Below are 23,830 nucleotides of genomic sequence, written 5' to 3' on the forward strand. Positions count from 1 at the left end.
GCGCCCGCAGGTAGCGACGACGCTCAGGCGATCACATCAGCCCTAGCAGCTGTGGAATAAACAGCGAGATCGGCGGGATATAAACAATCATCATCAGCGCGATCAGCAGGGCGGCGTAGAACGGCAGCAACGGTTTGATGAGCTGCTGAATTTTCACCCCTGAAATGGAGCAGCCGACAAACAGCGCGCTGCCAACCGGCGGGGTCAGCAGGCCGATGCACAGGTTAGCGACCATCATGATGCCGAAATGAACCGGGTTCATGCCCAAATCCTCAGCAATGGGCAGAAATATCGGCGTGAAAATCAGCACCGCTGGGGTCATATCCATAAAAATGCCGACGATTAGCAGCACAATGTTAATCAGCAGCAGGATCACCACTGGGTTTTCCGACACCCCCATTAGCGCATCGCTTATCATGTAGGGAATATCGGCATTGGTCATCGCCCACGACATGCCGACCGAAAAGCCAATCAGCAGCAGAACGATAGAGGTCGTCACCACCGACTCCAGAATCAGCTGCGGCAGATCGCGCCATTTGACTTCACGATAGATCAGCACCGAGAGAATAAAGGTGTAGACCACGGCGATGGCGGACGCCTCAGTGGCGGTGAAAATACCGCCGAGGATCCCGCCCATCACAATAATGACCAGCAGCAGGCTGGGTAGGGCGTCGGAAAAAGCCTTTGCCGCCTGGGCACAGGTCGGCCGTTCGGAAACCGGATAGCCGCGGCGTTTAGCGATGCAACCGCAGACCAGCATGATGGACAGACCCATCAGAATGCCCGGCAGATAACCGGCCATAAACAGCGAGGCGACCGAGACGCCGCCGGCTGTCAGGGAAAAGACGATCAGCACGTTTGACGGCGGAATAAGCAGACCCGTGATGCAGGATGAGACGTTTACCGCTGTGGAAAAGGTCGGATCGTAGCCTTTTTGCCTCTGAATGGGATTCAGCGTCCCGCCTACCGCCGCGGCGGCCGCGACGGCTGAACCGGAAATCGAGCCGAACATCATATTGGCCAGCACGTTAACGTGCCCCAGCGATCCGGGCACTCGCCCAACCATCACCTGCGCCAGATTGATTAAGCGTATTGCAATCCCGCCGCTGTTCATCAGGGTTCCGGCAAAGATAAAAAAGGGGATGGCCAGCAGCGCGAAGTTATCAAGCCCGTTCGCCAGGCGTTGAGACACGGTTATCACCGCGATATCCCAGGGAAACATCAGCAGCATCGAGCCAACGGTAGCAATACCGATGGCGAAGGAGATGGGAACGCCGATAAAAACCAGAATAAAGAAAACGCCAAACAGCGTCAGTGCTATAGCGCTATCCATGAGTTGCTCCTTCTTCTGCATGTTTCATGTTTTTCAGGCCGTTATTGATAAAACACAATGCGTAAAACATCATCATGATGCCGGTGAGCGGCAGGATCAGATACACGTAGCCCATGGGGATCTGCATCGCGGCTGAGACCTGGGCGGTCGACAGCGTTTTTGCAATCAGTTTTACGCCGCCGGTCACAATCACTGCGCCGGCAAACAGCAGGATCAGCAGGTTAATAATGACGCTGAACAGCGCCTGCCTGCGGGGAGAGAGCGTCATGGTGAGTAAATCAATCGCCAGGTGACGCTGGGCGCCGACGGTGTAGGCCGCGCCCAGTAGCCCGACCCAGATCATTAAGAAGCGCGCCAGCTCATCGGTCAGGGTGCTTGGCTGGTTAAGCACGTAGCGGCTGAATACCTGCCAGACGACGCAGACAACCAGTGCAATCATAGCAGCGACAGAGAAGGCGGCGATGGTGCGGTCCACCGCCAGCTTGATGCGGTTAAGTATCATCGTTGATTTCCTGGTGAAGACGGGCCAGCGGCTGGCCCGTTAATGGTTATTCCGCGGCAGCTTCAAATTTGGCCAGCAGGGCGGCCTGTACAGGATCTTTTTTAAAGTCATCGAATAGCTGCTGCACGGCGGCGCGGAACGGCGCTTTATCCACTTTGATAATTTCGCCCCCCATGGCTTTGGCCTGCGCGCGGGTATCGGCGTCGATTTTCCGCCACAGCTGTTGCTGAAAAACCTCTGACGCTTTCGCCGCTTTGATCAGGATTTGTTGCTGATCCGGCGTCAGCTTGTCCCAGGTTTTACTGGAGATAACGAGGAAATCAGGGATGGAGGCATGCTCATCTTCAGAGAATACTTTCGCGATTTCGATATGGCGCGTCTGCACCCAGGAGGGAACGTTATTCTCCGCGCCGTCCACCACCCCCTGCTGCATGGCGGTATAAACTTCACCAAAGGAGATGGGGGTTGGGGAACCGCCCATTAATTCGACCATTTTTAACGTTGTCGGACTGGCCTGAACGCGGATCTTCAGTCCTTTTAAATCTTCCGGCCTGGTGATGGGCTTTTTTGCATAAAAACTTCGCGTCCCGGCGACATAAGCGGAAAGGGCAAAAAATCCTTTCTCTTTCGTCGAGTTCATTATTTCTTTGCCCACCTCGCCGAAGACCACGTTATTGAAGTGGTTCTGGTCGTTAAACAAGAATGGTAAATTATATATGGCGTAAATATTATCGAAAGATTCCAGATCGCTGGCGGAACCTTTGGTCATATCCAGCGCGCCATTTTGTAATAACTCCATGGTCTCGCGCGCGCTGCCCATCTGACTACTGGGGTAAATGCGAATCTTCATCTTACCGTCAGAAAGCTGGTTTACCTCTTTGGACATCTCCTCAAACGCCTGATGCACCACATGGCTGCGCTCAAGGTTATGCGCCAGTTTTAATGTTATTTTTTCAGCCGCGACGGCACCTGCAGAGAGTAGGGCCAGTAAAGCTATACCTACCAGAGAACGAGAAAAAGGATATTTTTTCATGAGTTGGCTCCATGCACTTGGGGTAATGGGTCAATATCTTAAGCATCATGCTTTATTTCTGTATGACATATTATCTTTGTTGTCGTACATCTTTAAGCTGCCTGACTCACACTTTCTGGCAATGAGGTAATGAAATAACCGATCTTATTGAAGGATTGATATTTGGATTGTATTAATTAATGCGAATTAATTTTATGGTTAAATATTTAATAACAATGGAACGGATGTAATGAGGTATATATGGCGGAGGAATCGAGTGATTCCCATTCCCGAAATATTGCTGCCGGGAATGGGATGAGGATATTTATTCGCTGAGGAATAGTTCGAGAAGAGAATTTAAAAACAGCTTTCCATGCTCGGTAATCTGCCAGTTCTGCTCGTCTTCCTGCAGATAGCCGTGGGCTATCGCCGCGTCCAGCTGCGGACGGATCGCCGCTTCATCAAGACCGGTATAACGGCGGAATTCCGCGCGCGGCGCGGCCTCCAGCAGGCGAAAACGGTTCATAAAGAACTCAAACGGCTTATCCGCCTCTTCCACATCATGCTGGCGTTCGAGGTAGCGGCCTTCCATATAGCCGCGCGGGTGGCGGGTTTTGGCGGTACGCAGGATGCGCCCGTCCGGGAAGGTTATCTTGCCGTGCGCGCCGCAGCCGATGCCGAGATAGTCGCCAAAGCGCCAGTAGTTGAGATTGTGCTGACACTGATAGCCCGGTTTGGCGTAAGCGGAAGTCTCGTACTGCTGGTAGCCGGCGGCGCTCAGCAGCTGATGTCCCTGCTCAAAAATATCCCATAGCGCGTCGTCATCCGGCAGCACCGGCGGCCGGGAACCGAACAAGGTGTTCGGCTCAATGGTCAGCTGGTACCACGAGAGATGCGGCGGGTTGAGAGCAATGGCCTGACGCAGGTCGTCCAGCGCCTCCTCCAGCGACTGGTCCGGCAAACCGTGCATCAGGTCGAGATTGAAACTGCGCAGGCCCAGACCGCTGGCGAGGCGTGCCGCGCGTTTGGCCTCTTCCGGGCCGTGGATCCGCCCCAGCCGCTGCAGCTTTGGTGCGCTAAAGCTTTGTACGCCGATAGAGATGCGATTCACCCCGGCGCGCTGGTAATCAACGAAGCGATCTGCCTCCACGGTGCCCGGGTTGGCTTCCATGGTGATTTCCGCCCCGGCGGCCAGCGGCAGGCAGGCGCGGACGCCATCGAGCAGGGTTTGCATGGCCGGGCCTGACAGCAGGCTCGGCGTACCGCCGCCGATAAAAATGGTGCCTATTTCCCGTCCCTGGGCATACTGCGCATCGGCCCGCAGATCGTTCAGCAGATGCTGGACGTAGTCATCGTGCGGCACCTCGCCTTTCAGTGCATGCGAATTAAAGTCGCAGTACGGGCATTTCTGCACGCACCAGGGAATATGAATATAGAGACTCAGCGGTGGCAAATTAGCCATTACGTAATGCATCCAGTAACAGTTTAAGCGCCTGCCCGCGATGGGAAATGGCGCTCTTTTCTTCACGGCTCAGTTCGGCCGCGGTTTTTCCCTCTGACGGGACGAAGAAAATCGGATCGTAGCCGAAGCCGCCATGACCTGCGGCTTCCCGGGCGATCACCCCAGGCCAGCTGCCGTGGCACACCAGCGGCGTGGGATCTTCGGCATGGCGTAGATAGACCAGTACGCAGTGGAACTGCGCCTGGCGCTGGTCGTCCGGCACGTCCTGCAGGGCGTCGAGCAGTTTCTCAAGATTCAGCTGGTCGCTGGCGTCGACGCCGGCATAGCGGGCGGAGTAGATGCCTGGCGCGCCGCCAAGGGCATCGACGGCCAGACCGGAATCGTCGGCGATAGCCGGCAGGCCGGTGATCTGCGCCGCATGACGCGCTTTCAGAATCGCGTTTTCAATGAAGGTCAGACCGGTCTCTTCCGCAGACTCGACGCCGAGCTCGGTCTGAGCGACGATATCGAGACCAAAATCTTCCAGCAGCGAGGCCAGTTCGCGCACTTTACCGGCGTTGCCGGTAGCGAGGACGACTTTTTGCATGATGAATCCTGTTTATTCAGTTAGCGCCGCGACCGCAGTCGGGATCTGTTGTGGGGCGATGATTTTAACTTGCTTATGGCGGCCCAGCTCGCCTTTTTCAATCAGTACCTGGCTTTTGGCGACGCGGAACTGTTTGGCGAGAAATTTCACCAGATGGGCATTGGCCTGGCCATCAACGGGCGGGGCGGTAATGGCGACTTTGAGCTCGTCGCCATGTACGCCCACGATGCTGTCACGGCTGGCCTTCGGCTGAATATACAGCCTCAGCACCAGCCCGTCAGCGCAGCTTTCAACGGCACTCATAGCGCCATCCACAGCCCCGGCAGCAGTACGTTACCGGTAGCCTGCAGCACCTCGGCGACCCCCATATTGATCACGTACAGCAGCAGCACCAGCACCATCGGTGAGAAATCGATACCGCCCATCGACGGCAGCAGGTTGCGGATTGGACGCAGCAGCGGGTCCGCCAGCTGCATCAGCACATACTCCACCGGGCTGCGTCCCTGGCTGACCCAGCTCATGATCGCCATCAGCAGCAGCACCCAGAAGATCAGCGAGCCGATGGTTTTCAGCAGAATAAGCAGGGCGGAGATCCAGATGATCGGCTGGAAGGTGATCACCATAAACAGGACGATCGCTTTGATGACGCAGAGGATGAATGCCACCAGCAGCGAGGCGCTGTCAATCGGCCCCATTGCCGGGATGATCCGGCGCAGCGGTCCGACAATCGGCTGCGTGGCCTTTACCACAAACTGCGAAAACGGGTTGTAAAAGTCGCAGCGCGCCCACTGCATCCAGACGCGTAACAACACGACCATTGTGTAAAGCTCAATGACCGTTGAAAGCAGGAAAGTCAACGTCTTCATGGCGTTCCTCAGATTCCTTATTATTTGCTGTAGTCGCGCGCACCAAAAATGGCCGTGCCGATGCGCACCATCGTGCTTCCCGCCGCGATAGCGGCTTCCATATCGTCCGACATTCCCAGAGACAACGTATCGACCGTGGGGTACCGCGTTTTTAACTGCGCAAATGCTACCGCCATTTGCTGGGCGACGGCAAACTGCCTTACATATTCTGACTCAGGCGCGGGGATCGCCATCAGGCCGCGCAGCTCCAGATGAGGTAACTCAGCGATCTCCGCGGCTAAGGCATCGAGCGCTTCCAGCGGGATGCCGGATTTACTCTGCTCATCGCTGATGTTGATTTGAATCAGCACCTTCAGCGGCGGCAAATGCGCCGGGCGCTGCTCGTTCAGGCGGGTGGCGATTTTCAACCGATCGACGGTGTGGCACCAGTCAAAATGTTCGGCCACCAGCCGGCTTTTGTTGGACTGCAAGGGACCAATAAAGTGCCACTGCAGTCCACTGACGCCTGCCTGCTGGAAATGGTTAATCTTCTCCACGCCCTCCTGGACGTAGTTTTCACCAAATGCCCGCTGGCCTGCCGCGATGGCTTCTTCGATCGCGCTCGCAGGTTTCGTTTTACTCACTGCAAGCAATGTCACTTCTTCTGGCGCACGCCCGCAACGGGCGGCGGCACCGGAGATTTTGTCCCGGACCTGTGCCAGGTTATGCGCAATATCGTTCATATTCCGAGGATGAGTTATGAAGCTGGAAGAAATCGTAGCCCTTAGTGTAAAGCATAATGTCTCCGATCTACACCTGTGCAATTCCGCCGCACCGCGCTGGCGGCGGCAGGGTAAGCTGGAGCCCGCGCCCTTTCCCGCGCCGGATATTGCAGATTTACTCAACGACTGGCTCGATGCCGCACAGTTACAGCACTGGCAGGAGCACGGCCAGATAGACTTTGCGCTGACTCTGGCCTGTGGTTCACGGCTACGCGCCAGCGCTTTCGCCCATACGCGCGGAATATCGCTGGTGCTGCGCCTGCTGCCCAGCCAGTGTCCGCGCCTGGAGGCGCTGGGCGCGCCGCCTGCGCTAAGCGAGCTACTGGCGGAAGAGAGTGGCTTGCTGCTGGTCACCGGGGCGACGGGCAGCGGCAAGTCGACCACCCTGGCGGCGATGGTCGGCCATCTCAACCAGCATCTTGATGGCCATATTCTGACGCTGGAGGATCCGGTGGAGTTTATTCATCACAGCGAGCGGTGCCTGATTCAGCAGCGGGAGATTGGCCGGCACTGTCCTTCGTTCTCCGCGGCGCTTCGCGTGGCGCTGCGTCAGGATCCGGATGTGATCCTGCTCGGCGAGCTACGCGACAGCGAAACCATTCGTCTGGCGTTAACTGCGGCGGAGACCGGGCATCTGGTGATGGCGACATTACACACCCGCGGCGCGGCGCCGGCGGTGGAGAGATTGATCGATGTCTTTCCGGCAGAGGAGAAAGATCAGGTTCGTAGTCAGCTGGCCGGAAGCCTGTGCGCGGTGCTGGCGCAAAAATTATTACCCGCACGTCATGGCGGCAGAGTTGCGCTATACGAGCTTCTGGTTAATACGCCGGCAGTGGCGAATTTGATCCGCGAAGGAAAAGTGCACCAGCTGCCCGGTGTAATGCAGACCGGGATGCAGGCCGGAATGTTGACATTTACCCAGAGTTTTCAGCAACGTGTGGCCGCAGGCGAGCTGTAAGGGGAGTGTGAAGCGAGTTGGGTGGTTGAAATGGTGTGTTAACTAAATGTTTAAAAGCTGTTTCTGGATATTATTTGATAATACAAATAATCTTTGTGAATAAATTCAAATAAGATATTCAGTTGAGATATGTCGGCAGTGAATACGCATTTCCAGGAAAAAAGTTTGATTACCTTTTGACAGCTTTGAGTCATTCGATTTATGCTGTTTACGGGAATAGGATGATTCTCATGGAATAACGTTTCAATTTGTAAATTGCCAATGCTATTTATAAATTCACGGCTGATTGTATATTTTTTTATTCATTTAACCACCATGACGGTGGATAGCTGCTAAGGAGAGTTTTAAGTGATTAATTTAAATGGAAATTCATCATCTTCTCGTCAGGTAACCTTTATTACCCACCCGTCTATTCAAAGCAAAGCCTTTGCCAGCTATCTGAGCGAAACCCTGATGGCACCGGTGGTTTTACAAAATATTAATAAACCGCTGGCGCAGCGTCTGGCAAAAGATTCTGTAATATTATTTGATATTGCAGTGTCAAATAAGAAATTAAACGGGGTGTGGCGGGATATTATTCGCTTGCAGGCAGATAATCCTCGTTTGTTGATTATTAATAGCGCACAAAAGTATGAGTTATACGAAATGGCGCAGTGGCCGGCTTTATATGGCGTGTTCCGCCATGACGATGATGAATCGCGCTTAATTGAGGGCGTCAAGGCCGTGCTGAACGGCGAACAGACGGCTGAATTGAGCGTGATGCACCCGGCGATGTACGCTGCGGACCATGCATCGGCGCCGGTTGAGAACTCGCCGCTGACCGAACGAGAATGCGAGATCCTCAACGAACTGCGCTGCGGCGCGACCAACCTCGATATTGCCCGCGCGCTGTTTATCAGTGAGAACACGGTGCGGACGCACCTGTATAACGTGTTCCGTAAGCTGAGCGTTAAGAATCGCACCCAGGCGGTGAGCTGGGCTAACGAACATCTGCGCCACTAGGCGGGGGGAGCTGCGCCGTCTGCTGTTCGCCGGCGGCGCAGAAGAGCAGGGCTTAAAAGCTCTGCTCGAAGTAGCTTTCCAGAATGACCACCGCAGAGGCCGAATCGACGCTGCCTTTATTCAGCGCCCGATAGCCGCCATGTTCGAACAGGCCCGCCCGGGCCTCAACCGTACTCAGACGTTCATCGTGGAGAAGGATCGCGACGCCAAAGCGGCCATGAATTTTATTGGCGAAATTACGCGCGCGCGCGGTCAGCGGTTGCTCAGTGCCGTCCATATTCAGCGGCAGGCCGACGATTACCGCCTCCGGCTGCCACTCCTTAAGCAATTTTTCGATGATATTCCAGTCCGGTTTACCGTCCTGCGCCTTCAGCGCCGGCAGTGGCCGGGCGGTTGCGGTGATCCGTTGCCCTACCGCCACACCGATGCTTTTGGTCCCGAAATCAAAGCCGAGAAAGGTACCGCTCATTATGCATGCCCCGCGACGCCTGGCATCGTCACGATGTCGATGCCAATCAGTTTAGCCGCCTCGCGCCAGCGATCGGCGATGGGCGTACGGAAGAGAATATTCTGGTCAGCCGGGGCGGTAAGCCAGGCATTATCTAGAATCTCCTGCTCCAGCTGCCCTTTCTCCCACGAAGAGTAGCCCAGGGCAACCAGCACGTTGCCCGGTTGCCGGTCGGTGCCTAAGGTTTCGAGGACATCCCGCGAGGTGGTGATCACCGTGTTATCCGAGATACGGATGCTTGAGGAAAAGTCAGAGGGCGGGGTATGTAAAATAAAGCCGCGGTCTTCCGCCAGCGGGCCGCCCAGCATCACCGGTTTATCCAGGCGGATCTCCGGATTACGCGGCTCCGGGACAATTTTGAGCTTATCAAGGATCCCTTCCACCTGCAGATTTTCCAGCGGCTTATTGATAATAATGCCCATGGCACCCTCGTCGTTATACTCGCAGATATAGACCACGGAGCGGCGGAAAATGGGGTCCTGAAGCGCAGGCATGGCAATCAGAAAGTGATGCTGTAAATTCATTGTCAGAGGTTCTGTTCCTGGTTCAAAAAGCAACACCCAGTATGCGGGCAAAGTAGAATGGTGTCGATGCACTTTATCTGGCAGGCGCCCGAGCGGCGCCTGGCTGGAAGGGTTTCACCAGCGCGGCGATCCGCGCTCGCTGTGCCCTGAGCGGATGTTCGTCCGCCGTAGTGCTTATCGGGCGAGACGTCTTTCGATAGCGTCCATCAGCATGCCGGTGATCGAAATATCCGGGAAGGCGGCCTCGATCTCACGGACGCAGGTGGGGCTGGTGACGTTAATTTCCGTCAGACGGTCGCCAATGATATCCAGGCCAACGAAAATCAGGCCTTTAGCCTTCAGCGTCGGGCCGACGCGGCGGGCGATATCCCAGTCGCTTTCGGTTAGCGGGCGGGCTTCGCCGCGGCCGCCGGCGGCCAGATTGCCACGAGTCTCGCCGCCCTGCGGAATGCGCGCCAGGCAGTAAGGTACCGGCTCGCCATCCACCACCAGCACGCGCTTGTCGCCATCTTTAATGGCCGGCAGATAGTTCTGCGCCATGCAGTAGCGGCTGCCCAGCTCGGTCAGCGTCTCGGCGATCACGCCGAGGTTCGGATCGCCGGCTTTGACGCGGAAAATAGAGGCGCCGCCCATGCCGTCGAGCGGCTTCATGATGATATCGCCGTGTTTTTCCCAGAAGGCTTTAAGCTGGGCTTTATTACGTGTGACCAGCGTTTCCGGGGTCAGTTCGGAGAACCAGGCGGTGAACAGCTTCTCGTTACAGTCGCGCAGGCTCTGCGGCTTGTTGACGATAAGCGTGCCTTTCTCTTCCGCTCGTTCCAGAATATAGGTCGCATAAATAAATTCGGTATCGAACGGCGGATCCTTACGCATCAGAATGACGTCAAGATCCGCCAGCGGCAGATCCTGCTCGCCGGTAAAGTCATACCATTTGTCGTAGTTCTGTTCGACGCTCAGTGTGCGCGTCCGGGCGCGGGCTTCGCCGTTGATCAAATAAAGGTCGTTCATCTCCATGTAATGGAGTTCATAGCCGCGACGCTGCGCCTCCAGCAACATAGCGAAGCTGGTGTCTTTCTTGATGTTGATGGTTGCGATGGGATCCATCACGATGCCGAGCTTGATCATGGTTCTTCTCCGTTAACGCCTCAACCTAAGTCGCCAAAACGCACCTGCAGGGCAGTAATGGCGGTGAGCGCAGTAGTCTCTGTACGCAGAACGCGCGGTCCCAACAGGATATCAGTAAACTGGTATTTCGCGGTCATTGCTATCTCTTCAGCCGACAGCCCGCCTTCCGGGCCAATCAGCAGACGGACGCGTTCAACCGGCAGCGGCAGCGTGTTAATGCTGGCGCTGGCGCGCGGGTGCAGGTTGAGCTTCAGCCCGCTGTCCTGCTCGGCGCACCACTCCTCCAGCTGCATCGCCGGACGAATTTCCGGTACCACGTTACGACCGCTCTGTTCGCAGGCGGCAATAGCGATTTTCTGCCACTGCTGGATCTTTTTCTGCAAACGTTCGGCGTCCAGTTTAACGCCGCAGCGCTCGGAAAACAGTGGCGTTATGAGGCTTACCCCGAGTTCGATCGATTTCTGGATGGTGAATTCCATTTTTTCGCCGCGGGACATCACCTGGCCTAAATGGATATGCAGCGGCGATTCCCGATCGTCGGGTTCGCCACTGAGGACTTTAACCGTGACGCTTTTCTTACCGGCCTCGGTGATGACGGCGTCAAACACTTGGTTACTGCCGTCGAATAGCTGAAGGTGCTGACCGGCGGTCATGCGCAGAACGCGCCCGACGTGGTTGGCCGCGTCATCGCTCAGCGCGATCAGGCTGCCGACAATGAGGCGTTCTGGATGATGGATGCGAGGAATGCGCATGCTTGATATTCCGTTCTTTGCGCAGATGCCAGCTTCCCGCCATTAGGCGGGAAGCACAGGGCTGCAAATTAACAATTGCCGCTAGTGTAGGTTAGCTCTTTTGCGCCTGGCAAGCCTGCTGGACATAAGGATTATGGTTGCCCTGCACTTTCGCGATGCGCTCATCGCGTTCACACTCCCAGGCGGTGACCGGATACTGTTTGTTCCAGGCGGTAAACAGCTGAGTTTGCTGGCGGGAAAGATTTAACTGGTAGCGGTCGCGCATATAGAAGTAGGTGCGGGCGATGGCGCCGCGGGCGCGGGCAGGGGGCTCAGCGATTTTATCTTTAAAATCGACCTTCATGGTGCACTGGCCGTACTGGCCTTCACCGCCGTTCCACTGGCTGTACATAAAGTTGCCGCGATCGCCATTCACTTCTCCCACCGCCGGCTGCAGATTGTGCATGTCGCTTTCCATCTTGCGATACTCAGGATCTTTGGCGCAGTTTTTACGACCACCCTCCTGCCAGCACTGGCGCTGATGGCCGAACTGCCACGCCGGCACCACGTGTTCCCATTCAACCCGGCTGGCGCGGTTCTCATTTTTACGCACTTTATAGCCACAAGATTCCAGATCGATAACGCCTTTTTTACCCTGCCAGGCAATTTTACAGCCGCAGTAAAAGTCGCCGGGAACGTCGGCGTTTACTTTGACGCCAGCGGCCTTGGCCTGGGAAAAACTGGTAATTTCTGCGGCCGCAAGCGGGCCACTCACTGCCGTGCTCAATACTGCAACGGCTAAAACATGCATACGGGACATCGTTCACTCCGTGTCAAAACGAGCCCGCAACGTAGCGAATGAGGGTGCCGGATGCAATCAGTCAGATCAGAAAGTTTCTAATTAATTCCAATGGTTATTCTTCAGCCACCAGCAGATCGCCGCAGCGCACGCAGCGGTAAGTGGCTTCGCCGCGCACCACCCGGTTATGGCGACGGATGGTGAGCTGATGCTGCTGGCAGCGGCAGCGGTAGGGGAAGGTATTCTGGCGGACCGAATCGAGTTCAAAGCGATGGGTGCGACGCGCGGGAACGCCCAGCACGCTCTCCATCATCCATTTCCACTCTTTACCGTGCGGGGCTACCCGGCCAAAGTGTTGCCACACCAGCAGGTGCGCCAGCTCATGGGGCACCACTTCATCGATAAACGCCTGCTGATTTTCCAGCAGCAGCACCGGATTTAACCGAATTTCGTTTTTCTCCAGCCAGGCGGTGCCGGCGGAGGTACCGCGCTGCTGGTAGACCAACGTCGGCTCTGCGTAGCGGCGTTCCAGCTTGAGGTTCGCTTTGGCGAGATGCTCCCGCAGGCTGCGCATCACGGCCTGCTGAATAGCGATGGGAATACGGGGTGTTTTCATAGCGCCAGAGGATAGTGCGGCGGAGGGGGGAGAGCAAGCGGAAGCTTCCTCCCGGAAGGGGAGGAAGCTCAGACGGATTAATCGCGGGCGCCGATCTCGCGCAGCGGACGACCCTGCATCAGGTTGCGTTCGATATGTTCCAGCGAGACGTTTTTGGTTTCCGGGATCAGCCACAGCGTCAGCAGAATAAACAGCACGTTCAGACCGCCGTAGACCCAGAAGGTGTTGGCGCTGCCCAGCGAATTGAGCATGGTCAGGAAGGTGGCGCCGACAATCATGTTGGCAATCCAGTTGGTCGCCGTTGAGCAGGTGATACCGAAGTCGCGGCCTTTCAGCGGCTGGATTTCGGAACACAGTACCCAAATCAGCGGGCCGGCGCTCATGGCGAAACCGACGATAAACATCAGCAGCATCAGGACGGCGATGTACTGGGCGGTTGAGGAGTGAATACCGATGTGCATCATGCTGCCCAGGACGCCCATTCCCGCTGCCATGACGATAAAGCCAAGGATCAGCGTCGGTTTACGGCCCCAGCGGTCGACCAGACCGATGGCGATAAAGGTGGCCAGCACGTTAGTCAGACCGACAATGACCGTCCCCCACATCTGTTCGGTGGTGTTGGCGTAGCCTGCCAGCTCAAAGATCTTCGGCGCGTAGTACATGATGACGTTCATCCCGGTGAACTGCTGCATTACCTGCAGCAGAATGCCGAGGAACACCGCGCGGCGGAAGTTGCTGTTGTCTTTAAACAGCGACCAGCCGGACTGTTTTACCTTCAGGCTTTCGCGGATTTCGTCGAGCTCGCGTTTCGCTTCGGCGCTGGTATCGCGCAGGCGCAGCAGCACGCGCTCGGCATCGACAAAGCGGCGTTTGGCGGCGAACCAGCGCGGGCTGTCCGGCAGGAAGATAACGCCGATCAGCAGCAATACCGCCGGAATAATGATCACGCCGAGCATCCAGCGCCATGCGCCGCTGTAGCTAAAGGCGGTGTCGGAGAGGTAAGCGCCAAGGATCCCGATGGTGATCATCAGCTGGTACATGGAAATCATACTGCCGCGAATTTTCTCCGGAGCGATTTCCGATAGATACAGCGGCGCGGTGTATGAGGCGACGCCTACCGCCAGGCCCAGCAGCACGCGGGAAACCAGCAGGATCTCGACGTTTGGCGCGGCGGCGGAGAACAGAGAGCCGGCGACAAAGAGGATGGCGCCGATCATCAGGCTCTTTTTACGGCCCAGTTTGAAGGAGAGCCAGCCGCTGCCGACCGCACCGACGGCGGCGCCGAACATCATGGAGCTGACCACCCACTCCTGAGTGTGGGCGGAAATCTGGAACTCATTGGCAATAAAGGGTAAGGCACCCGCAATAACACCGATATCAAGGCCAAACAGCAGGCCAGCCAGCGCGGCGAGGAAACAGACGAAGAACGTCATGGTCTTGTTTGAACGCCCTTGTTTTTTGTTGTCAGGCATAACGCCCTCCAGTTGAGTTATTGATTCTGTCGATGGTTAGCGTAGGACACTCGTCGGTAAAAAAACGTGATTATAATCACGGCTGTGTAATCGTTTCCACAAAGGTAAAGAAACGTAATGCATTAAATGCTTTTTAAATCAGCAATATAAACAAGGATAGTCGACAATTTGAAAAACGGTAATCAGAGTTAACCGAAACAATATGTAACATTGTGAAAAATACGCCGATGAGATGAAGCACGCAGGCAGCAATCGACCATTACCATAATGTAATCGCTTTCATTGAGATGTTGCGCTACGTTGAAGCAAGGTACGGCAGGGAAGGTCAGGGAATAAAAAGGCCAGCGCGAGGCTGGCCTTAAAGAGAGGAAGCGGAGAGATTATTTCAGACCGGCCGCTTCGCGCAGCAGGGCCGCTTTGTCGGTTTTTTCCCAAGGGAAATGTTCGCGACCAAAGTGACCGTAGGCAGCGGTTTCTTTGTAGATCGGATGCAGCAGATCCAGCATCTGAATCAGGCCGTACGGACGCAGGTCGAAGAACTCGCGCACCAGCAGGGTCAGCTGTTCAGAAGGCACTTTTTCAGTACCAAAGGTTTCCACCATGATGGACGTCGGCTCTGCAACGCCGATGGCGTAGGAAACCTGAATTTCGCAACGGTCAGCCAGGCCTGCGGCAACGATGTTTTTCGCCACATAGCGCGCCGCATAGGCTGCAGAACGGTCAACTTTAGACGGATCCTTACCGGAGAACGCGCCGCCGCCGTGACGAGCCATGCCGCCGTAGGTATCGACGATGATCTTACGACCGGTCAGACCGCAATCGCCCATCGGGCCGCCGATAACGAAACGGCCGGTCGGGTTGATGAAGAATTTGGTGGACGCGCTCAGCCATTCGGTCGGCAGAATCGGTTTGATGATCTCTTCCATCACCGCTTCCTGCAGCGATTTCTGGTCGATATCTTCGGCGTGCTGCGTGGACAGCACCACCGCGTCGATGCCGACGATTTTGCCGTCGTCATACTGGAAGGTCACCTGGCTTTTCGCATCCGGACGCAGCCACGGCAGGGTGCCGTTTTTACGTACTTCAGCCTGGCGCTGCACCAGACGGTGAGCGTAGGTCACCGGCGCCGGCATCAGCACGTCGGTTTCGTTGGTGGCGTAGCCAAACATCAGCCCCTGGTCGCCTGCGCCCTGTTCCAGCGGATCGGCACGGTCAACGCCCTGGTTGATGTCTGGAGACTGTTTACCAATGGCGCTCAGTACGGCACACGAGTTGGCGTCAAAGCCCATATCGGAATGCACGTAGCCAATTTCGCGGACGGTGTTGCGGGTGATCTCTTCGATGTCAACCCATGCGCTGGTGGTGATTTCGCCGCCTACCAGCACCATGCCAGTTTTGACATAGGTTTCACATGCGACACGCGCTTTCGGATCCTGCTCGAGGATCGCATCCAGCACGGCATCGGAGATTTGGTCAGCAATTTTGTCAGGATGCCCTTCTGATACGGACTCAGACGTAAAAAGGTGTTTTGCCATATTTTATTTCACCTGTGGACGATTCGGATAGCTCATACTGTTGTGTAATGTGGCTTTGGTGGATAATCAGCGCAAAGCCGCGCAGGTAGCGACACGAGCAGTCTGAGTGTTAATCAGTATAGACGGATTAACTTCTGGACGGCCATTTTAGGTCAAATCTTGAGCCTATTTCCAGCCTTTTTTGATGGCGGTCGCATTTATCGAAAAACTCGCCTGGCAAAATTTCCTGACAACCGCGCAAACGGGCACATTTTTATTTTGCTTTTTACCCCGCTTCTCGGTATAAAACGCCGCGCGCGGCTCATTAAAAAAGCGCACGGGGCATGGCCCTGTGGTGCCACTTCCAGCCGGGTTAAGCAGTCTGTATTTACAGAATCTCGCAACGGCATAGCGCTTGTTGCCCGGTATGTATAGCTTTGGCTTGTCGCCGACCCTGTCGCAGGGCGGTGTGGAGGTGATACCAGATAATGAACCAACGTTTTTCGCTTGTTTCGTCGCGTCGTTCTGTCGCGCGTCAGCACTCCGCAACCTGCATCTCTCTCATGCAAACCAGCCGATGTTCACCCCATCTCGGCGCTTCTCAGGATTCCAGGGCCGGTCGGCCGTCAGAAAACTGAACAAGGGCGCTCTTGCCAGGCAAGAGTTTTCTCGTGGTTTCTCCGGACTGTCATACTCTGTTCGGCTACGTGTTTTACGATGATATGAATAAGAAACCGGTCGCGCAGTCGCAAAACCAGCAGATAGTGCTGGGCTTTAGGACTGTTCATGGGTTGTTATCGCATCTTTGGACTGCGATAGTAGTTAACTGTCTTACACTTATTATTAAAAATTGAGGTTCGCTATGTCTGACGACATGTCTATGGTTTCGCCTTCGTCAGCAGGCGAACACGGTGTACTACGTTCCATGCAGGAGGTAGCGATGAGCTCCCAGGAAGCCAGCAAGATGCTGCGTACTTATAATATTGCCTGGTGGGGCAATAACTATTATGACGTCAACGAACTGGGTCACATCAGCGTTTGCCCGGATCCGGACGTCCCGGAAGCGCGCGTTGATCTCGCTGAATTAGTCAAAGCGCGCGAAGCGCAAGGGCAGCGCTTGCCGGCGCTGTTCTGCTTCCCGCAGATCCTGCAGCACCGCCTGCGCTCAATCAACGCCGCGTTCAAGCGCGCGCGCGAATCCTACGGCTATAACGGCGATTACTTCCTGGTCTACCCGATCAAGGTGAACCAGCATCGTCGCGTCATCGAATCGCTGATCCATTCCGGCGAGCCGCTGGGTCTGGAAGCCGGTTCGAAAGCGGAACTGATGGCCGTGCTGGCGCACGCCGGGATGACCCGCAGCGTCATCGTCTGTAACGGTTATAAAGACCGCGAATACATTCGTCTGGCGCTGGTGGGCGAGAAGATGGGCCACAAGGTCTATCTGGTCATCGAGAAGATGTCGGAAATTGCCATCGTGCTGGAAGAAGCCGAGCGCCTGAACGTGGTGCCGCGCCTTGGCGTGCGTGCGCGTCTGGCCTCGCAGGGGTCCGGTAAATGGCAGTCCTCCGGCGGTGAGAAGTCTAAGTTCGGTCTCGCGGCCACCCAGGTTCTGCAGCTGGTGGAGATCCTGCGTACCGCAGGGCACCTCGACAGTCTGCAACTGCTGCACTTCCACCTCGGCTCGCAGATGGCCAACATTCGCGATATCGCCACCGGCGTGCGTGAATCGGCGCGTTTCTACGTCGAGTTGCATAAGCTGGGCGTTAATATCCAGTGCTTCGACGTCGGCGGTGGCCTGGGTGTGGATTACGAAGGAACCCGCTCGCAGTCCGACTGCTCGGTGAACTACGGCCTGAACGAATACGCTAACAATATCATCTGGGCCATCGGCGACGCCTGCGAAGAGAACGGCCTGCCGCACCCGACGGTCATCACCGAGTCCGGCCGCGCGGTGACCGCGCACCACACCGTGCTGGTTTCCAATATCATCGGCGTGGAGCGCAACGAATACACCGAGGCGACCCCGCCGGCGGAAGACGCCGCGCGTCCGCTGCAGAGCATGTGGGAAACCTGGCTGGAGATGCACGAAACCGGCAATCGCCGCTCGCTGCGCGAATGGCTGCACGACAGCCAGATGGACCTGCACGATATCCATATCGGCTACTCCTCCGGCACTTTCAACCTGCAGGAGCGCGCCTGGGCAGAACAGCTGTATCTGAACATGTGTCATGAAGTGCAGAAGCAACTCGACCCGAGCAACCGCGCTCATCGTCCGATTATCGATGAGCTGCAGGAGCGCATGGCGGATAAAATCTACGTCAACTTCTCGCTGTTCCAGTCGATGCCGGATGCGTGGGGGATCGATCAGCTGTTCCCGGTGATGCCGCTGGAAGGACTGAACAAGTCGCCGGAACGCCGCGCGGTGCTGCTGGACATCACTTGCGACTCTGACGGCGCCATCGATCACTACGTGGACGGCGACGGGATCGCCACCACCATGCCGATGCCGGAATATGACCCGGAGAACCCGCCGATGCTGGGCTTCTTTATGGTCGGTGCCTATCAGGAAATCCTTGGCAACATGCACAACCTGTTCGGCGATACCGAGGCGGTGGACGTGTTTGTCTTCCCTGACGGCAGCGTTGAGGTTGAGCTGTCCGACGAGGGCGATACCGTGGCGGATATGCTGCAGTACGTGCAGCTGGATCCAAACACGCTGCTGACCCAGTTCCGCGATCAGGTGAAAAACACCGGCCTGGACGACGCGCTGCAGCAGCAATTCCTCGAAGAGTTCGAGGCGGGTCTGTACGGGTACACTTATCTGGAAGACGAGTAGCCGCTGATGCCCGGTGGCGCTGCGCTGACCGGGCCTGCGTATGTCGGCCGCATAAGGCGAAGCCGTCATCCGGCAGACGGCGATACTCACTTGAACCCGTATGCATTACCGGCGATAATTCACGCCAATAAGCGATTTATCTATCAAACCCTTCCTCGTCGGGCCTAACGACGCGGAGGGGTTTTTTTATACTTATTTTTTACGTTCCACGACTGTGAAAAGAGGTCATATCCATGAGCACTTTAGGTCATCAATACGATAACTCCCTGGTATCCAATGCCTTTGGCTTCCTGCGTTTACCAATGAATTTCATGCCTTACGACAGCGATGCTGACTGGGTCATCACCGGCGTACCGTTCGATATGGCGACCTCCGGGCGCGCGGGCGGCCGTCATGGCCCGGCGGCGATCCGTCAGGTTTCCACCAATCTCGCCTGGGAGCACAACCGTTTTCCGTGGAACTTCGACATGCGCGAACGCCTGAACGTGGTTGACTGCGGGGATCTGGTGTACGCCTTCGGCGACGCGCGCGAAATGAGCGAGAAGCTGCAGGCCCACGCCGAGAAGCTGCTGGCGGCCGGCAAGCGCATGCTCTCCTTTGGCGGCGACCACTTTGTTACGCTGCCGCTGCTGCGCGCCCACGCCAAACACTTCGGTAAAATGGCGCTGGTGCACTTCGATGCCCACACCGACACCTACGCCAACGGCTGCGAGTTCGACCACGGCACCATGTTCTACACCGCGCCGAACGAAGGGCTTATCGATCCCAACCACTCCGTACAGATCGGTATTCGCACCGAATTCGATAAAGATAACGGTTTCACCGTGCTTGATGCGGGCCAGGTTAACGACCGCAGCGTCGATGATGTGATTGCCCAGGTGAAGCAGATCGTTGGCGATATGCCGGTGTACCTGACCTTTGACATCGACTGCCTGGATCCGGCGTTTGCGCCAGGAACCGGTACCCCGGTGATCGGCGGGCTGACTTCCGACCGCGCGATCAAGCTGGTGCGCGGCCTGAAGGATCTGAACATCGTCGGGATGGACGTGGTGGAAGTCGCCCCGGCCTACGATCAGTCCGAAATCACCGCCCTGGCGGCGGCGACTCTGGCGCTGGAGATGCTGTACATCCAGGCGGCGAAGAAAGGTGAATAGGTTTTAAGCGTTTACTGCTGCTGCGCGACGCATACGCAGCAGCAGTGCGCCGCCGGCGCACAGCGTAATCAGCTGCGATGCCACCAGTACGGAAAAACCTGAACTGACCGATCCCACTGATTTCATTACCACTCCCATCAGCAGCGGAATAAACGCCGCGCAGATGTTGCCAATGCCGTTAATGATCCCATAGGCGCTGCCCACCGCTTCGCGCGGGGCGTGATGCTGAACCACCGCGGGGATCGCTGCCCCCTGTAATCCCCAGAACACGTTCGCCGCCAGCATAAACAGCGCCAGCATCGCCGGCTGTTCGCTGAGGATTAGCGCCAGTACGGAACCGGCGGTGAGTAGACCGCCAATAATAAACAACAGCGGCGCCTGCTCCGGGCGCATTTTGTCGAGGAGCACGCCGCCAAGGAACTTTGAGCCCAGGCTTAACAGAAAGGGGACAGCCGCCAGCAGGCCGGTGGCCTGTAGCGAGAAATGATGCTCATCGCGCAGCCAGGCTGGCAGCCAGGCGCTACTCCCCCACAGATAGCTGAGGGTGGCAATTTCTACCAGCAGGATCCAGCCAAGCAGCGGCGTACGCCAGGCGAGGGCAAAAGTTTGGCTAAAGCCAGGCTTCGCGCGCTGTGCAGTCACTTTTGGCGCGGGGAGAAACCGCCAGATTAACCCTCCGCCGAGCAGGAGATTCATCAGCGCCAGCGCATAGAAGGAGCCGATCCAGCCAACGTGCGCCATCAGCCAGGTGACCAGTGGGAAGCCTACCGCTAGCCCCAACGATACGCCAAGGGCGGTTACCGCATTCGGTTTGCCGATTTCATCGGCGGCAAAGTTGTCGTTGATAAAGCGCGTTTTCAGTGAAAACAGCGGTCCCTCCGCCACGCCAAGCACGATGCGCGCGATCAACATTCCCACCAGTGAACCGAGTAATGGGGAAATGGCGCACACCAGCGCCCATATAACAATGCTGATTAACAGCCCCTGACGATAATGCCATCTACTTTCTATAACTGGTGTTAATAATAATGCCGAAAACCCATAACCCAGAAGAAAGCATGTCATTAGCATGCCTTGTAACATTCTGTTTTCATTTAACTGGAAGTGGGCAGCGAATTCCGGGTTAAGGATCATCACCGAGATATTTACCCGATCGACGTAGGAAATAATTATTAACAAAAGTAATGCTATTACCCCTTGCCATCTTGCCGCCATTCGTTGTCTCCACGCTTAATTTAATGATTGCCAGTTATTATTTTTTAACGCCAGAAATAGTTACGTGAGTAAAATGGTTCACCTGTGAAACTCATTGTTTTTAAATGATTAAATAAAGAGTTGTTTCATGGGTGAAACACCATGGTTTCCGCTGCTGCCCATTTTTAATGATCGATTTGAAAAGAAGTCAATAGTCGTATGTGAAATTTAAATCGGAATTTTTATTTATAATGGATCACCGCTTTAAATATCATCATTTCATCTGAATGCAGTTTTTCGTGATCAATTGCACACTTAGCTAATTTAAAAGCAATTCATTAACAAGTTTGTCACATTAACGCTTGACGAAACATTCGCCGCTTTTATATTGGTCGTATTAAATAAGAAACACAGTTTCATATATGAAACAACGGCCTGGAGGATTGCGATGAGCTGGATAGGCGTATGTGACGCGGAGCAAGTACAAGAAGATTTTCCATATAGCGTCAATATCGACGGTAAGGAGATCGGTATTTATCTGATTGATGGCGAATATTACGCGCTGGAAGACGTTTGCCCTCATGCCTATGCGCTCCTGAGCCAGGGCTTTGTCGAAGATGGCAAGGTGGAATGCCCGCTGCATGAGGCGGTATTCGACGTCAAAACCGGCCAGTGCCTGCATGGCCCCGGCGGTCGCAACCTTAATCGTTACCCGGTGCGGGTATACGACAATCAGATCCAGATTACCTTTATCGAGGAGAACGTGGCATGAGCGAATCCCTGGACTTCAACCCGGCGCTACCGGAAAGCCGCCAGTTTACGCCACCGGCGGAAGGCGGAAACGGCAATATCCATAAGCCTGGCGACTATCACAATCTGATCTGGCAAACCCGCAGCCGGGTGCCGGAAAACTGGGAACTGCAGCTTATCGCCACTCTGGAAACGCTGTTCGAGCAGGGCGCGGAAAGCCTCGGTGAGCTGGTGAACGGCCTCAATGGCGTCAGGATGCATGACCAGCAGGGCGAACCATGGAGCGAAAGCAGTTTCCAGGCATTCTTACAGGTCAACGGTTACTGAGGATACAGCGATGACGACAACGGTACAAAACTATCTTGATAAAGGGTTGCGCGGTTTGTGGTATCCGGTGCTGGCGAGCTGGGAAGTGCAGTCTGCGCCGGTAGGCATTACCCGTCTCGGCGAGCAGATCGTAGTCTGGCGGAATAAAGATGGCCAGGTGCAGGCCCTGGAAGACCGCTGCCCGCATCGCGGCGCGCGCCTGTCGATGGGCTGGAACTTAGGCGATCGTATCGCCTGCTGGTATCACGGCGTGGAAGTCGCCGGCAACGGCGAAGTCAAAGACGTCCCGGCGGTTGACCGCTGCCCGCTGGTCGGCCAGCAGTGCGTGCGCAGCTACAACGTGCAGGAAGCGCACGGGGCAATCTTCCTGTGGTTCGGCGTCACCGCCGACCAGCAGCCTGATGAACTGAGCTTCCCGGAGGAGCTGGCCGACCACAAAAAATACAGTCACTTCCTGTGCACCGCGGCGTGGAAATGCAACTACCAGTACGCGCTGGAAAACGTGATGGACCCGATGCACGGTACCTATCTGCACTCGTCATCGCACTCGATGGCGGAAGGCGATCGCAAAGCCGATATGGTGCTGCAGCCGACGAAAACCGGCTTTATCTTCGAGAAAAAAGGGCAGAGCGGCGTCAACTTTGACTGGGTTGAACTGGGTAACAGCGGCGCCTACTGGATGCGCCTGTCTATTCCGTACAAAAAGCGTTTCGGGCCGGGCGGCCACTTCTGGATCGTCGGCATGGTGGTTCCGGAAGATAACGACAACTGCCGCGTCTTCTTCTGGCGCATCCGCGGCGTTCAAGGTTGGCAGCGCGATCTGTGGCGCTTTATGTACCGCAACCGTCTGGAAAAACTGCACTGGGAAGTACTGGAGCAGGATCGCGTGGTGCTGGAAAGCCTGGCGCCGAACGCCCGCGATCATGAATACCTTTATCAACATGACGTCGGTCTGTCCCGCCTGCGCCGCATGATGCAGAAAGCGGCGAAAGAGCAGTTAGCGCTTCGCGAAGCGCAGCAGGGTGCCGCCTGATGAACGGCCTGCTGAACGGTAAACGTATTGTCGTCACCGGCGCGGCGCGCGGCCTCGGTTACCATTTTGCCGAATCCTGCGCCGCGCAGGGCGCGACGGTGGTGATGTGCGACATCCTGCAGGGGGAGCTGGCGGAAAGCGCTCATCGCCTGCAGCAGAAGGGCTATCAGATCGAATCCCACGCCATCGATCTTGCCAGTCAAGCGTCGATCGAGCAGGTCTTCAGCGCCATCGGCGCGCAGGGGCCTGTCGATGGCTTAGTCAATAACGCGGCGATGGCCACCGGCGTCGGCGGTAAAAATATGATCGATTACGATCCGGACCTGTGGGATCGGGTGATGACGGTCAATGTCAAAGGCACCTGGCTGGTGACCCGCGAGGCGGTACCGCTGCTGCGCGAAGGGTCGGCGATCGTCAACGTCGCTTCGGATACCGCGCTGTGGGGCGCGCCGCGGCTGATGGCCTATGTCGCCAGTAAGGGCGCGGTGATTGCGATGACCCGTTCCATGGCCCGCGAGTTGGGTGAAAAGCGGATCCGTATCAACGCTATCGCGCCGGGACTGACCCGCGTTGAGGCCACGGAATACGTTCCCGCCGAGCGTCATCAGCTGTATGAGAACGGCCGCGCGCTCAGCGGCGCGCAGCAGCCGGAAGATGTCACCGGCAGCGTGGTCTGGCTGCTGAGCGATCTTTCGCGCTTTATCACCGGCCAGCTGATCCCGGTCAACGGCGGTTTTGTCTTTAACTAACAAGTGAGGCGGT

26 protein-coding genes are annotated in these 23,830 nt (G+C 56.2%); 9 read left to right on the forward strand and 17 right to left on the reverse strand.

Annotation, left to right across the window (positions count from 1 at the left end; translation table 11 throughout):
• Positions 1-31: 31 nt before the first annotated feature.
• The 8 genes from ABLV76_RS09750 to ABLV76_RS09785 form a co-directional block, all read right to left on the reverse strand.
• The gene (locus tag ABLV76_RS09750) at positions 32-1,333 is read right to left on the reverse strand and encodes a TRAP transporter large permease subunit (protein WP_049004133.1); all 1,302 of its coding nucleotides are present in this window, start codon (positions 1,331-1,333) and stop codon (positions 32-34) included.
• Positions 1,326-1,835, reverse strand: coding sequence for a TRAP transporter small permease (locus tag ABLV76_RS09755; protein WP_094333716.1), 510 nt, complete (start codon positions 1,833-1,835; stop codon positions 1,326-1,328). The genes ABLV76_RS09750 and ABLV76_RS09755 overlap by 8 nt, the downstream gene beginning before the upstream one ends.
• 46 nt (positions 1,836-1,881) lie before the next feature.
• A complete protein-coding gene (locus ABLV76_RS09760) occupies positions 1,882-2,868 on the reverse strand; it encodes a TRAP transporter substrate-binding protein (protein ID WP_348878295.1) in 987 nt (328 codons plus the stop codon).
• A 304-nt stretch (positions 2,869-3,172) separates the two neighbouring features.
• Positions 3,173-4,309, reverse strand: coding sequence for a radical SAM family heme chaperone HemW (gene hemW / locus ABLV76_RS09765; RefSeq protein ID WP_049004131.1), 1,137 nt, complete (start codon positions 4,307-4,309; stop codon positions 3,173-3,175).
• A complete protein-coding gene (locus ABLV76_RS09770; RefSeq protein WP_043520941.1) occupies positions 4,302-4,895 on the reverse strand; it encodes an XTP/dITP diphosphatase in 594 nt (197 codons plus the stop codon). Before ABLV76_RS09770 ends, hemW begins: the two co-directional genes overlap by 8 nt.
• 12 nt (positions 4,896-4,907) lie before the next feature.
• Positions 4,908-5,198, reverse strand: coding sequence for a DUF167 family protein YggU (gene yggU / locus ABLV76_RS09775; protein WP_004205183.1), 291 nt, complete (start codon positions 5,196-5,198; stop codon positions 4,908-4,910).
• Positions 5,195-5,761 carry a YggT family protein gene (locus ABLV76_RS09780; RefSeq protein WP_004205182.1) on the reverse strand — a complete coding sequence of 189 codons (567 nt, stop codon included), beginning with the start codon at positions 5,759-5,761 and terminating at the stop codon, positions 5,195-5,197. The genes yggU and ABLV76_RS09780 overlap by 4 nt, the downstream gene beginning before the upstream one ends.
• Positions 5,762-5,781: 20 nt before the next feature.
• Positions 5,782-6,483, reverse strand: coding sequence for a YggS family pyridoxal phosphate-dependent enzyme (locus ABLV76_RS09785; RefSeq protein ID WP_064187784.1), 702 nt, complete (start codon positions 6,481-6,483; stop codon positions 5,782-5,784).
• Between the two features lie 16 nt (positions 6,484-6,499).
• On the opposite strand from ABLV76_RS09785, the gene ABLV76_RS09790 reads away from it, so the two are divergent.
• Both ABLV76_RS09790 and ABLV76_RS09795 read left to right on the forward strand, forming a co-directional pair.
• A complete protein-coding gene (locus ABLV76_RS09790) occupies positions 6,500-7,480 on the forward strand; it encodes a type IV pilus twitching motility protein PilT (RefSeq protein WP_032456617.1) in 981 nt (326 codons plus the stop codon).
• Between the two features lie 348 nt (positions 7,481-7,828).
• Positions 7,829-8,482: a LuxR family transcriptional regulator gene (locus ABLV76_RS09795; protein ID WP_004205179.1), complete on the forward strand. Its 654-nt coding sequence runs from the start codon at positions 7,829-7,831 to the stop codon at positions 8,480-8,482.
• Between the two features lie 52 nt (positions 8,483-8,534).
• Here the strand turns inward: ABLV76_RS09795 and ruvX are convergent, their stop codons facing one another.
• The 8 genes from ruvX to metK form a co-directional block, all read right to left on the reverse strand.
• Positions 8,535-8,951, reverse strand: a complete 417-nt coding sequence (gene ruvX / locus ABLV76_RS09800) for a Holliday junction resolvase RuvX (RefSeq protein WP_004205178.1) — start codon at positions 8,949-8,951, stop codon at positions 8,535-8,537.
• Positions 8,951-9,514, reverse strand: a complete 564-nt coding sequence (locus tag ABLV76_RS09805; RefSeq protein WP_101993844.1) for a YqgE/AlgH family protein — start codon at positions 9,512-9,514, stop codon at positions 8,951-8,953. Before ABLV76_RS09805 ends, ruvX begins: the two co-directional genes overlap by 1 nt.
• A 174-nt stretch (positions 9,515-9,688) precedes the next feature.
• Positions 9,689-10,639 (reverse strand): glutathione synthase, encoded by a 951-nt coding sequence (gene gshB, locus ABLV76_RS09810; protein WP_004205176.1) that lies wholly within the window; start codon positions 10,637-10,639, stop codon positions 9,689-9,691.
• A gap of 20 nt (positions 10,640-10,659) precedes the next feature.
• Positions 10,660-11,391 (reverse strand): 16S rRNA (uracil(1498)-N(3))-methyltransferase, encoded by a 732-nt coding sequence (gene rsmE / locus ABLV76_RS09815; protein ID WP_323108727.1) that lies wholly within the window; start codon positions 11,389-11,391, stop codon positions 10,660-10,662.
• Between the two features lie 91 nt (positions 11,392-11,482).
• A complete protein-coding gene (gene endA, locus ABLV76_RS09820; RefSeq protein ID WP_004205174.1) occupies positions 11,483-12,190 on the reverse strand; it encodes a deoxyribonuclease I in 708 nt (235 codons plus the stop codon).
• A 94-nt stretch (positions 12,191-12,284) separates the two neighbouring features.
• A complete protein-coding gene (locus ABLV76_RS09825) occupies positions 12,285-12,785 on the reverse strand; it encodes a SprT family zinc-dependent metalloprotease (RefSeq protein WP_080838276.1) in 501 nt (166 codons plus the stop codon).
• Positions 12,786-12,862: 77 nt separating this feature from the next.
• Complete coding sequence (locus tag ABLV76_RS09830; RefSeq protein ID WP_004205171.1) at positions 12,863-14,257, reverse strand: sugar porter family MFS transporter; 1,395 nt, start codon at positions 14,255-14,257, stop codon at positions 12,863-12,865.
• A gap of 380 nt (positions 14,258-14,637) precedes the next feature.
• Positions 14,638-15,792, reverse strand: a complete 1,155-nt coding sequence (gene metK / locus ABLV76_RS09835) for a methionine adenosyltransferase (protein WP_004205170.1) — start codon at positions 15,790-15,792, stop codon at positions 14,638-14,640.
• Between the two features lie 701 nt (positions 15,793-16,493).
• Here metK and yqgB point away from each other — a divergent pair.
• The 3 genes from yqgB to speB all read left to right on the forward strand — a co-directional run bounded on the left by yqgB (position 16,494) and on the right by speB (position 19,764).
• Positions 16,494-16,625: an acid stress response protein YqgB gene (gene yqgB / locus ABLV76_RS09840; RefSeq protein WP_002916578.1), complete on the forward strand. Its 132-nt coding sequence runs from the start codon at positions 16,494-16,496 to the stop codon at positions 16,623-16,625.
• Positions 16,626-16,633: 8 nt separating this feature from the next.
• Positions 16,634-18,610 (forward strand): biosynthetic arginine decarboxylase, encoded by a 1,977-nt coding sequence (speA, locus tag ABLV76_RS09845; RefSeq protein ID WP_124989481.1) that lies wholly within the window; start codon positions 16,634-16,636, stop codon positions 18,608-18,610.
• 233 nt (positions 18,611-18,843) lie between these two features.
• Positions 18,844-19,764 (forward strand): agmatinase, encoded by a 921-nt coding sequence (gene speB, locus ABLV76_RS09850; RefSeq protein WP_004205166.1) that lies wholly within the window; start codon positions 18,844-18,846, stop codon positions 19,762-19,764.
• 3 nt (positions 19,765-19,767) lie between these two features.
• Here speB and ABLV76_RS09855 read toward each other — a convergent pair whose 3' ends face one another.
• Positions 19,768-20,979 (reverse strand): MFS transporter, encoded by a 1,212-nt coding sequence (locus tag ABLV76_RS09855; RefSeq protein ID WP_348878296.1) that lies wholly within the window; start codon positions 20,977-20,979, stop codon positions 19,768-19,770.
• Positions 20,980-21,406: 427 nt separating this feature from the next.
• On the opposite strand from ABLV76_RS09855, the gene ABLV76_RS09860 reads away from it, so the two are divergent.
• Genes ABLV76_RS09860 through ABLV76_RS09875 form a run of 4 tightly spaced genes read left to right on the forward strand, consistent with a single transcriptional unit; the run spans position 21,407 to position 23,817 of the window.
• Positions 21,407-21,730 (forward strand): non-heme iron oxygenase ferredoxin subunit, encoded by a 324-nt coding sequence (locus ABLV76_RS09860; protein ID WP_135683206.1) that lies wholly within the window; start codon positions 21,407-21,409, stop codon positions 21,728-21,730.
• Positions 21,727-22,035, forward strand: coding sequence for a recombinase-like helix-turn-helix domain-containing protein (locus tag ABLV76_RS09865; protein WP_004144765.1), 309 nt, complete (start codon positions 21,727-21,729; stop codon positions 22,033-22,035). Before ABLV76_RS09860 ends, ABLV76_RS09865 begins: the two co-directional genes overlap by 4 nt.
• Positions 22,036-22,045: 10 nt before the next feature.
• A complete protein-coding gene (locus ABLV76_RS09870) occupies positions 22,046-23,068 on the forward strand; it encodes an aromatic ring-hydroxylating dioxygenase subunit alpha (protein WP_004205160.1) in 1,023 nt (340 codons plus the stop codon).
• The gene (locus ABLV76_RS09875; RefSeq protein ID WP_004205159.1) at positions 23,068-23,817 is read left to right on the forward strand and encodes an SDR family oxidoreductase; all 750 of its coding nucleotides are present in this window, start codon (positions 23,068-23,070) and stop codon (positions 23,815-23,817) included. The genes ABLV76_RS09870 and ABLV76_RS09875 overlap by 1 nt, the downstream gene beginning before the upstream one ends.
• Positions 23,818-23,830 lie beyond the last annotated feature (13 nt).

It is taken from the genome of Klebsiella sp. GB_Kp047 (assembly GCF_040065235.1).
Lineage (GTDB): Bacteria > Pseudomonadota > Gammaproteobacteria > Enterobacterales > Enterobacteriaceae > Klebsiella > Klebsiella quasipneumoniae.

Excerpts from the sequence above, each read along its gene's own strand:
- ABLV76_RS09750 (WP_049004133.1), bottom strand. The coding sequence starts at position 1,333 with ATGGATAGCGCTATAGCACTGACGCTGTTTGGCGTTTTCTTTATTCTG.
- ABLV76_RS09755 (WP_094333716.1), bottom strand. The coding sequence starts at position 1,835 with ATGATACTTAACCGCATCAAGCTGGCGGTGGACCGCACCATCGCCGCC.
- ABLV76_RS09760 (WP_348878295.1), bottom strand. The coding sequence starts at position 2,868 with ATGAAAAAATATCCTTTTTCTCGTTCTCTGGTAGGTATAGCTTTACTG.
- hemW (WP_049004131.1), bottom strand. The coding sequence starts at position 4,309 with ATGGCTAATTTGCCACCGCTGAGTCTCTATATTCATATTCCCTGGTGC.
- ABLV76_RS09770 (WP_043520941.1), bottom strand. The coding sequence starts at position 4,895 with ATGCAAAAAGTCGTCCTCGCTACCGGCAACGCCGGTAAAGTGCGCGAA.
- yggU (WP_004205183.1), bottom strand. The coding sequence starts at position 5,198 with ATGAGTGCCGTTGAAAGCTGCGCTGACGGGCTGGTGCTGAGGCTGTAT.
- ABLV76_RS09780 (WP_004205182.1), bottom strand. The coding sequence starts at position 5,761 with ATGAAGACGTTGACTTTCCTGCTTTCAACGGTCATTGAGCTTTACACA.
- ABLV76_RS09785 (WP_064187784.1), bottom strand. The coding sequence starts at position 6,483 with ATGAACGATATTGCGCATAACCTGGCACAGGTCCGGGACAAAATCTCC.
- ABLV76_RS09790 (WP_032456617.1), top strand. The coding sequence starts at position 6,500 with ATGAAGCTGGAAGAAATCGTAGCCCTTAGTGTAAAGCATAATGTCTCC.
- ruvX (WP_004205178.1), bottom strand. The coding sequence starts at position 8,951 with ATGAGCGGTACCTTTCTCGGCTTTGATTTCGGGACCAAAAGCATCGGT.
- ABLV76_RS09805 (WP_101993844.1), bottom strand. The coding sequence starts at position 9,514 with ATGAATTTACAGCATCACTTTCTGATTGCCATGCCTGCGCTTCAGGAC.
- gshB (WP_004205176.1), bottom strand. The coding sequence starts at position 10,639 with ATGATCAAGCTCGGCATCGTGATGGATCCCATCGCAACCATCAACATC.
- rsmE (WP_323108727.1), bottom strand. The coding sequence starts at position 11,391 with ATGCGCATTCCTCGCATCCATCATCCAGAACGCCTCATTGTCGGCAGC.
- endA (WP_004205174.1), bottom strand. The coding sequence starts at position 12,190 with ATGTCCCGTATGCATGTTTTAGCCGTTGCAGTATTGAGCACGGCAGTG.
- ABLV76_RS09825 (WP_080838276.1), bottom strand. The coding sequence starts at position 12,785 with ATGAAAACACCCCGTATTCCCATCGCTATTCAGCAGGCCGTGATGCGC.
- ABLV76_RS09830 (WP_004205171.1), bottom strand. The coding sequence starts at position 14,257 with ATGCCTGACAACAAAAAACAAGGGCGTTCAAACAAGACCATGACGTTC.
- metK (WP_004205170.1), bottom strand. The coding sequence starts at position 15,792 with ATGGCAAAACACCTTTTTACGTCTGAGTCCGTATCAGAAGGGCATCCT.
- yqgB (WP_002916578.1), top strand. The coding sequence starts at position 16,494 with ATGAATAAGAAACCGGTCGCGCAGTCGCAAAACCAGCAGATAGTGCTG.
- speA (WP_124989481.1), top strand. The coding sequence starts at position 16,634 with ATGTCTGACGACATGTCTATGGTTTCGCCTTCGTCAGCAGGCGAACAC.
- speB (WP_004205166.1), top strand. The coding sequence starts at position 18,844 with ATGAGCACTTTAGGTCATCAATACGATAACTCCCTGGTATCCAATGCC.
- ABLV76_RS09855 (WP_348878296.1), bottom strand. The coding sequence starts at position 20,979 with ATGGCGGCAAGATGGCAAGGGGTAATAGCATTACTTTTGTTAATAATT.
- ABLV76_RS09860 (WP_135683206.1), top strand. The coding sequence starts at position 21,407 with ATGAGCTGGATAGGCGTATGTGACGCGGAGCAAGTACAAGAAGATTTT.
- ABLV76_RS09865 (WP_004144765.1), top strand. The coding sequence starts at position 21,727 with ATGAGCGAATCCCTGGACTTCAACCCGGCGCTACCGGAAAGCCGCCAG.
- ABLV76_RS09870 (WP_004205160.1), top strand. The coding sequence starts at position 22,046 with ATGACGACAACGGTACAAAACTATCTTGATAAAGGGTTGCGCGGTTTG.
- ABLV76_RS09875 (WP_004205159.1), top strand. The coding sequence starts at position 23,068 with ATGAACGGCCTGCTGAACGGTAAACGTATTGTCGTCACCGGCGCGGCG.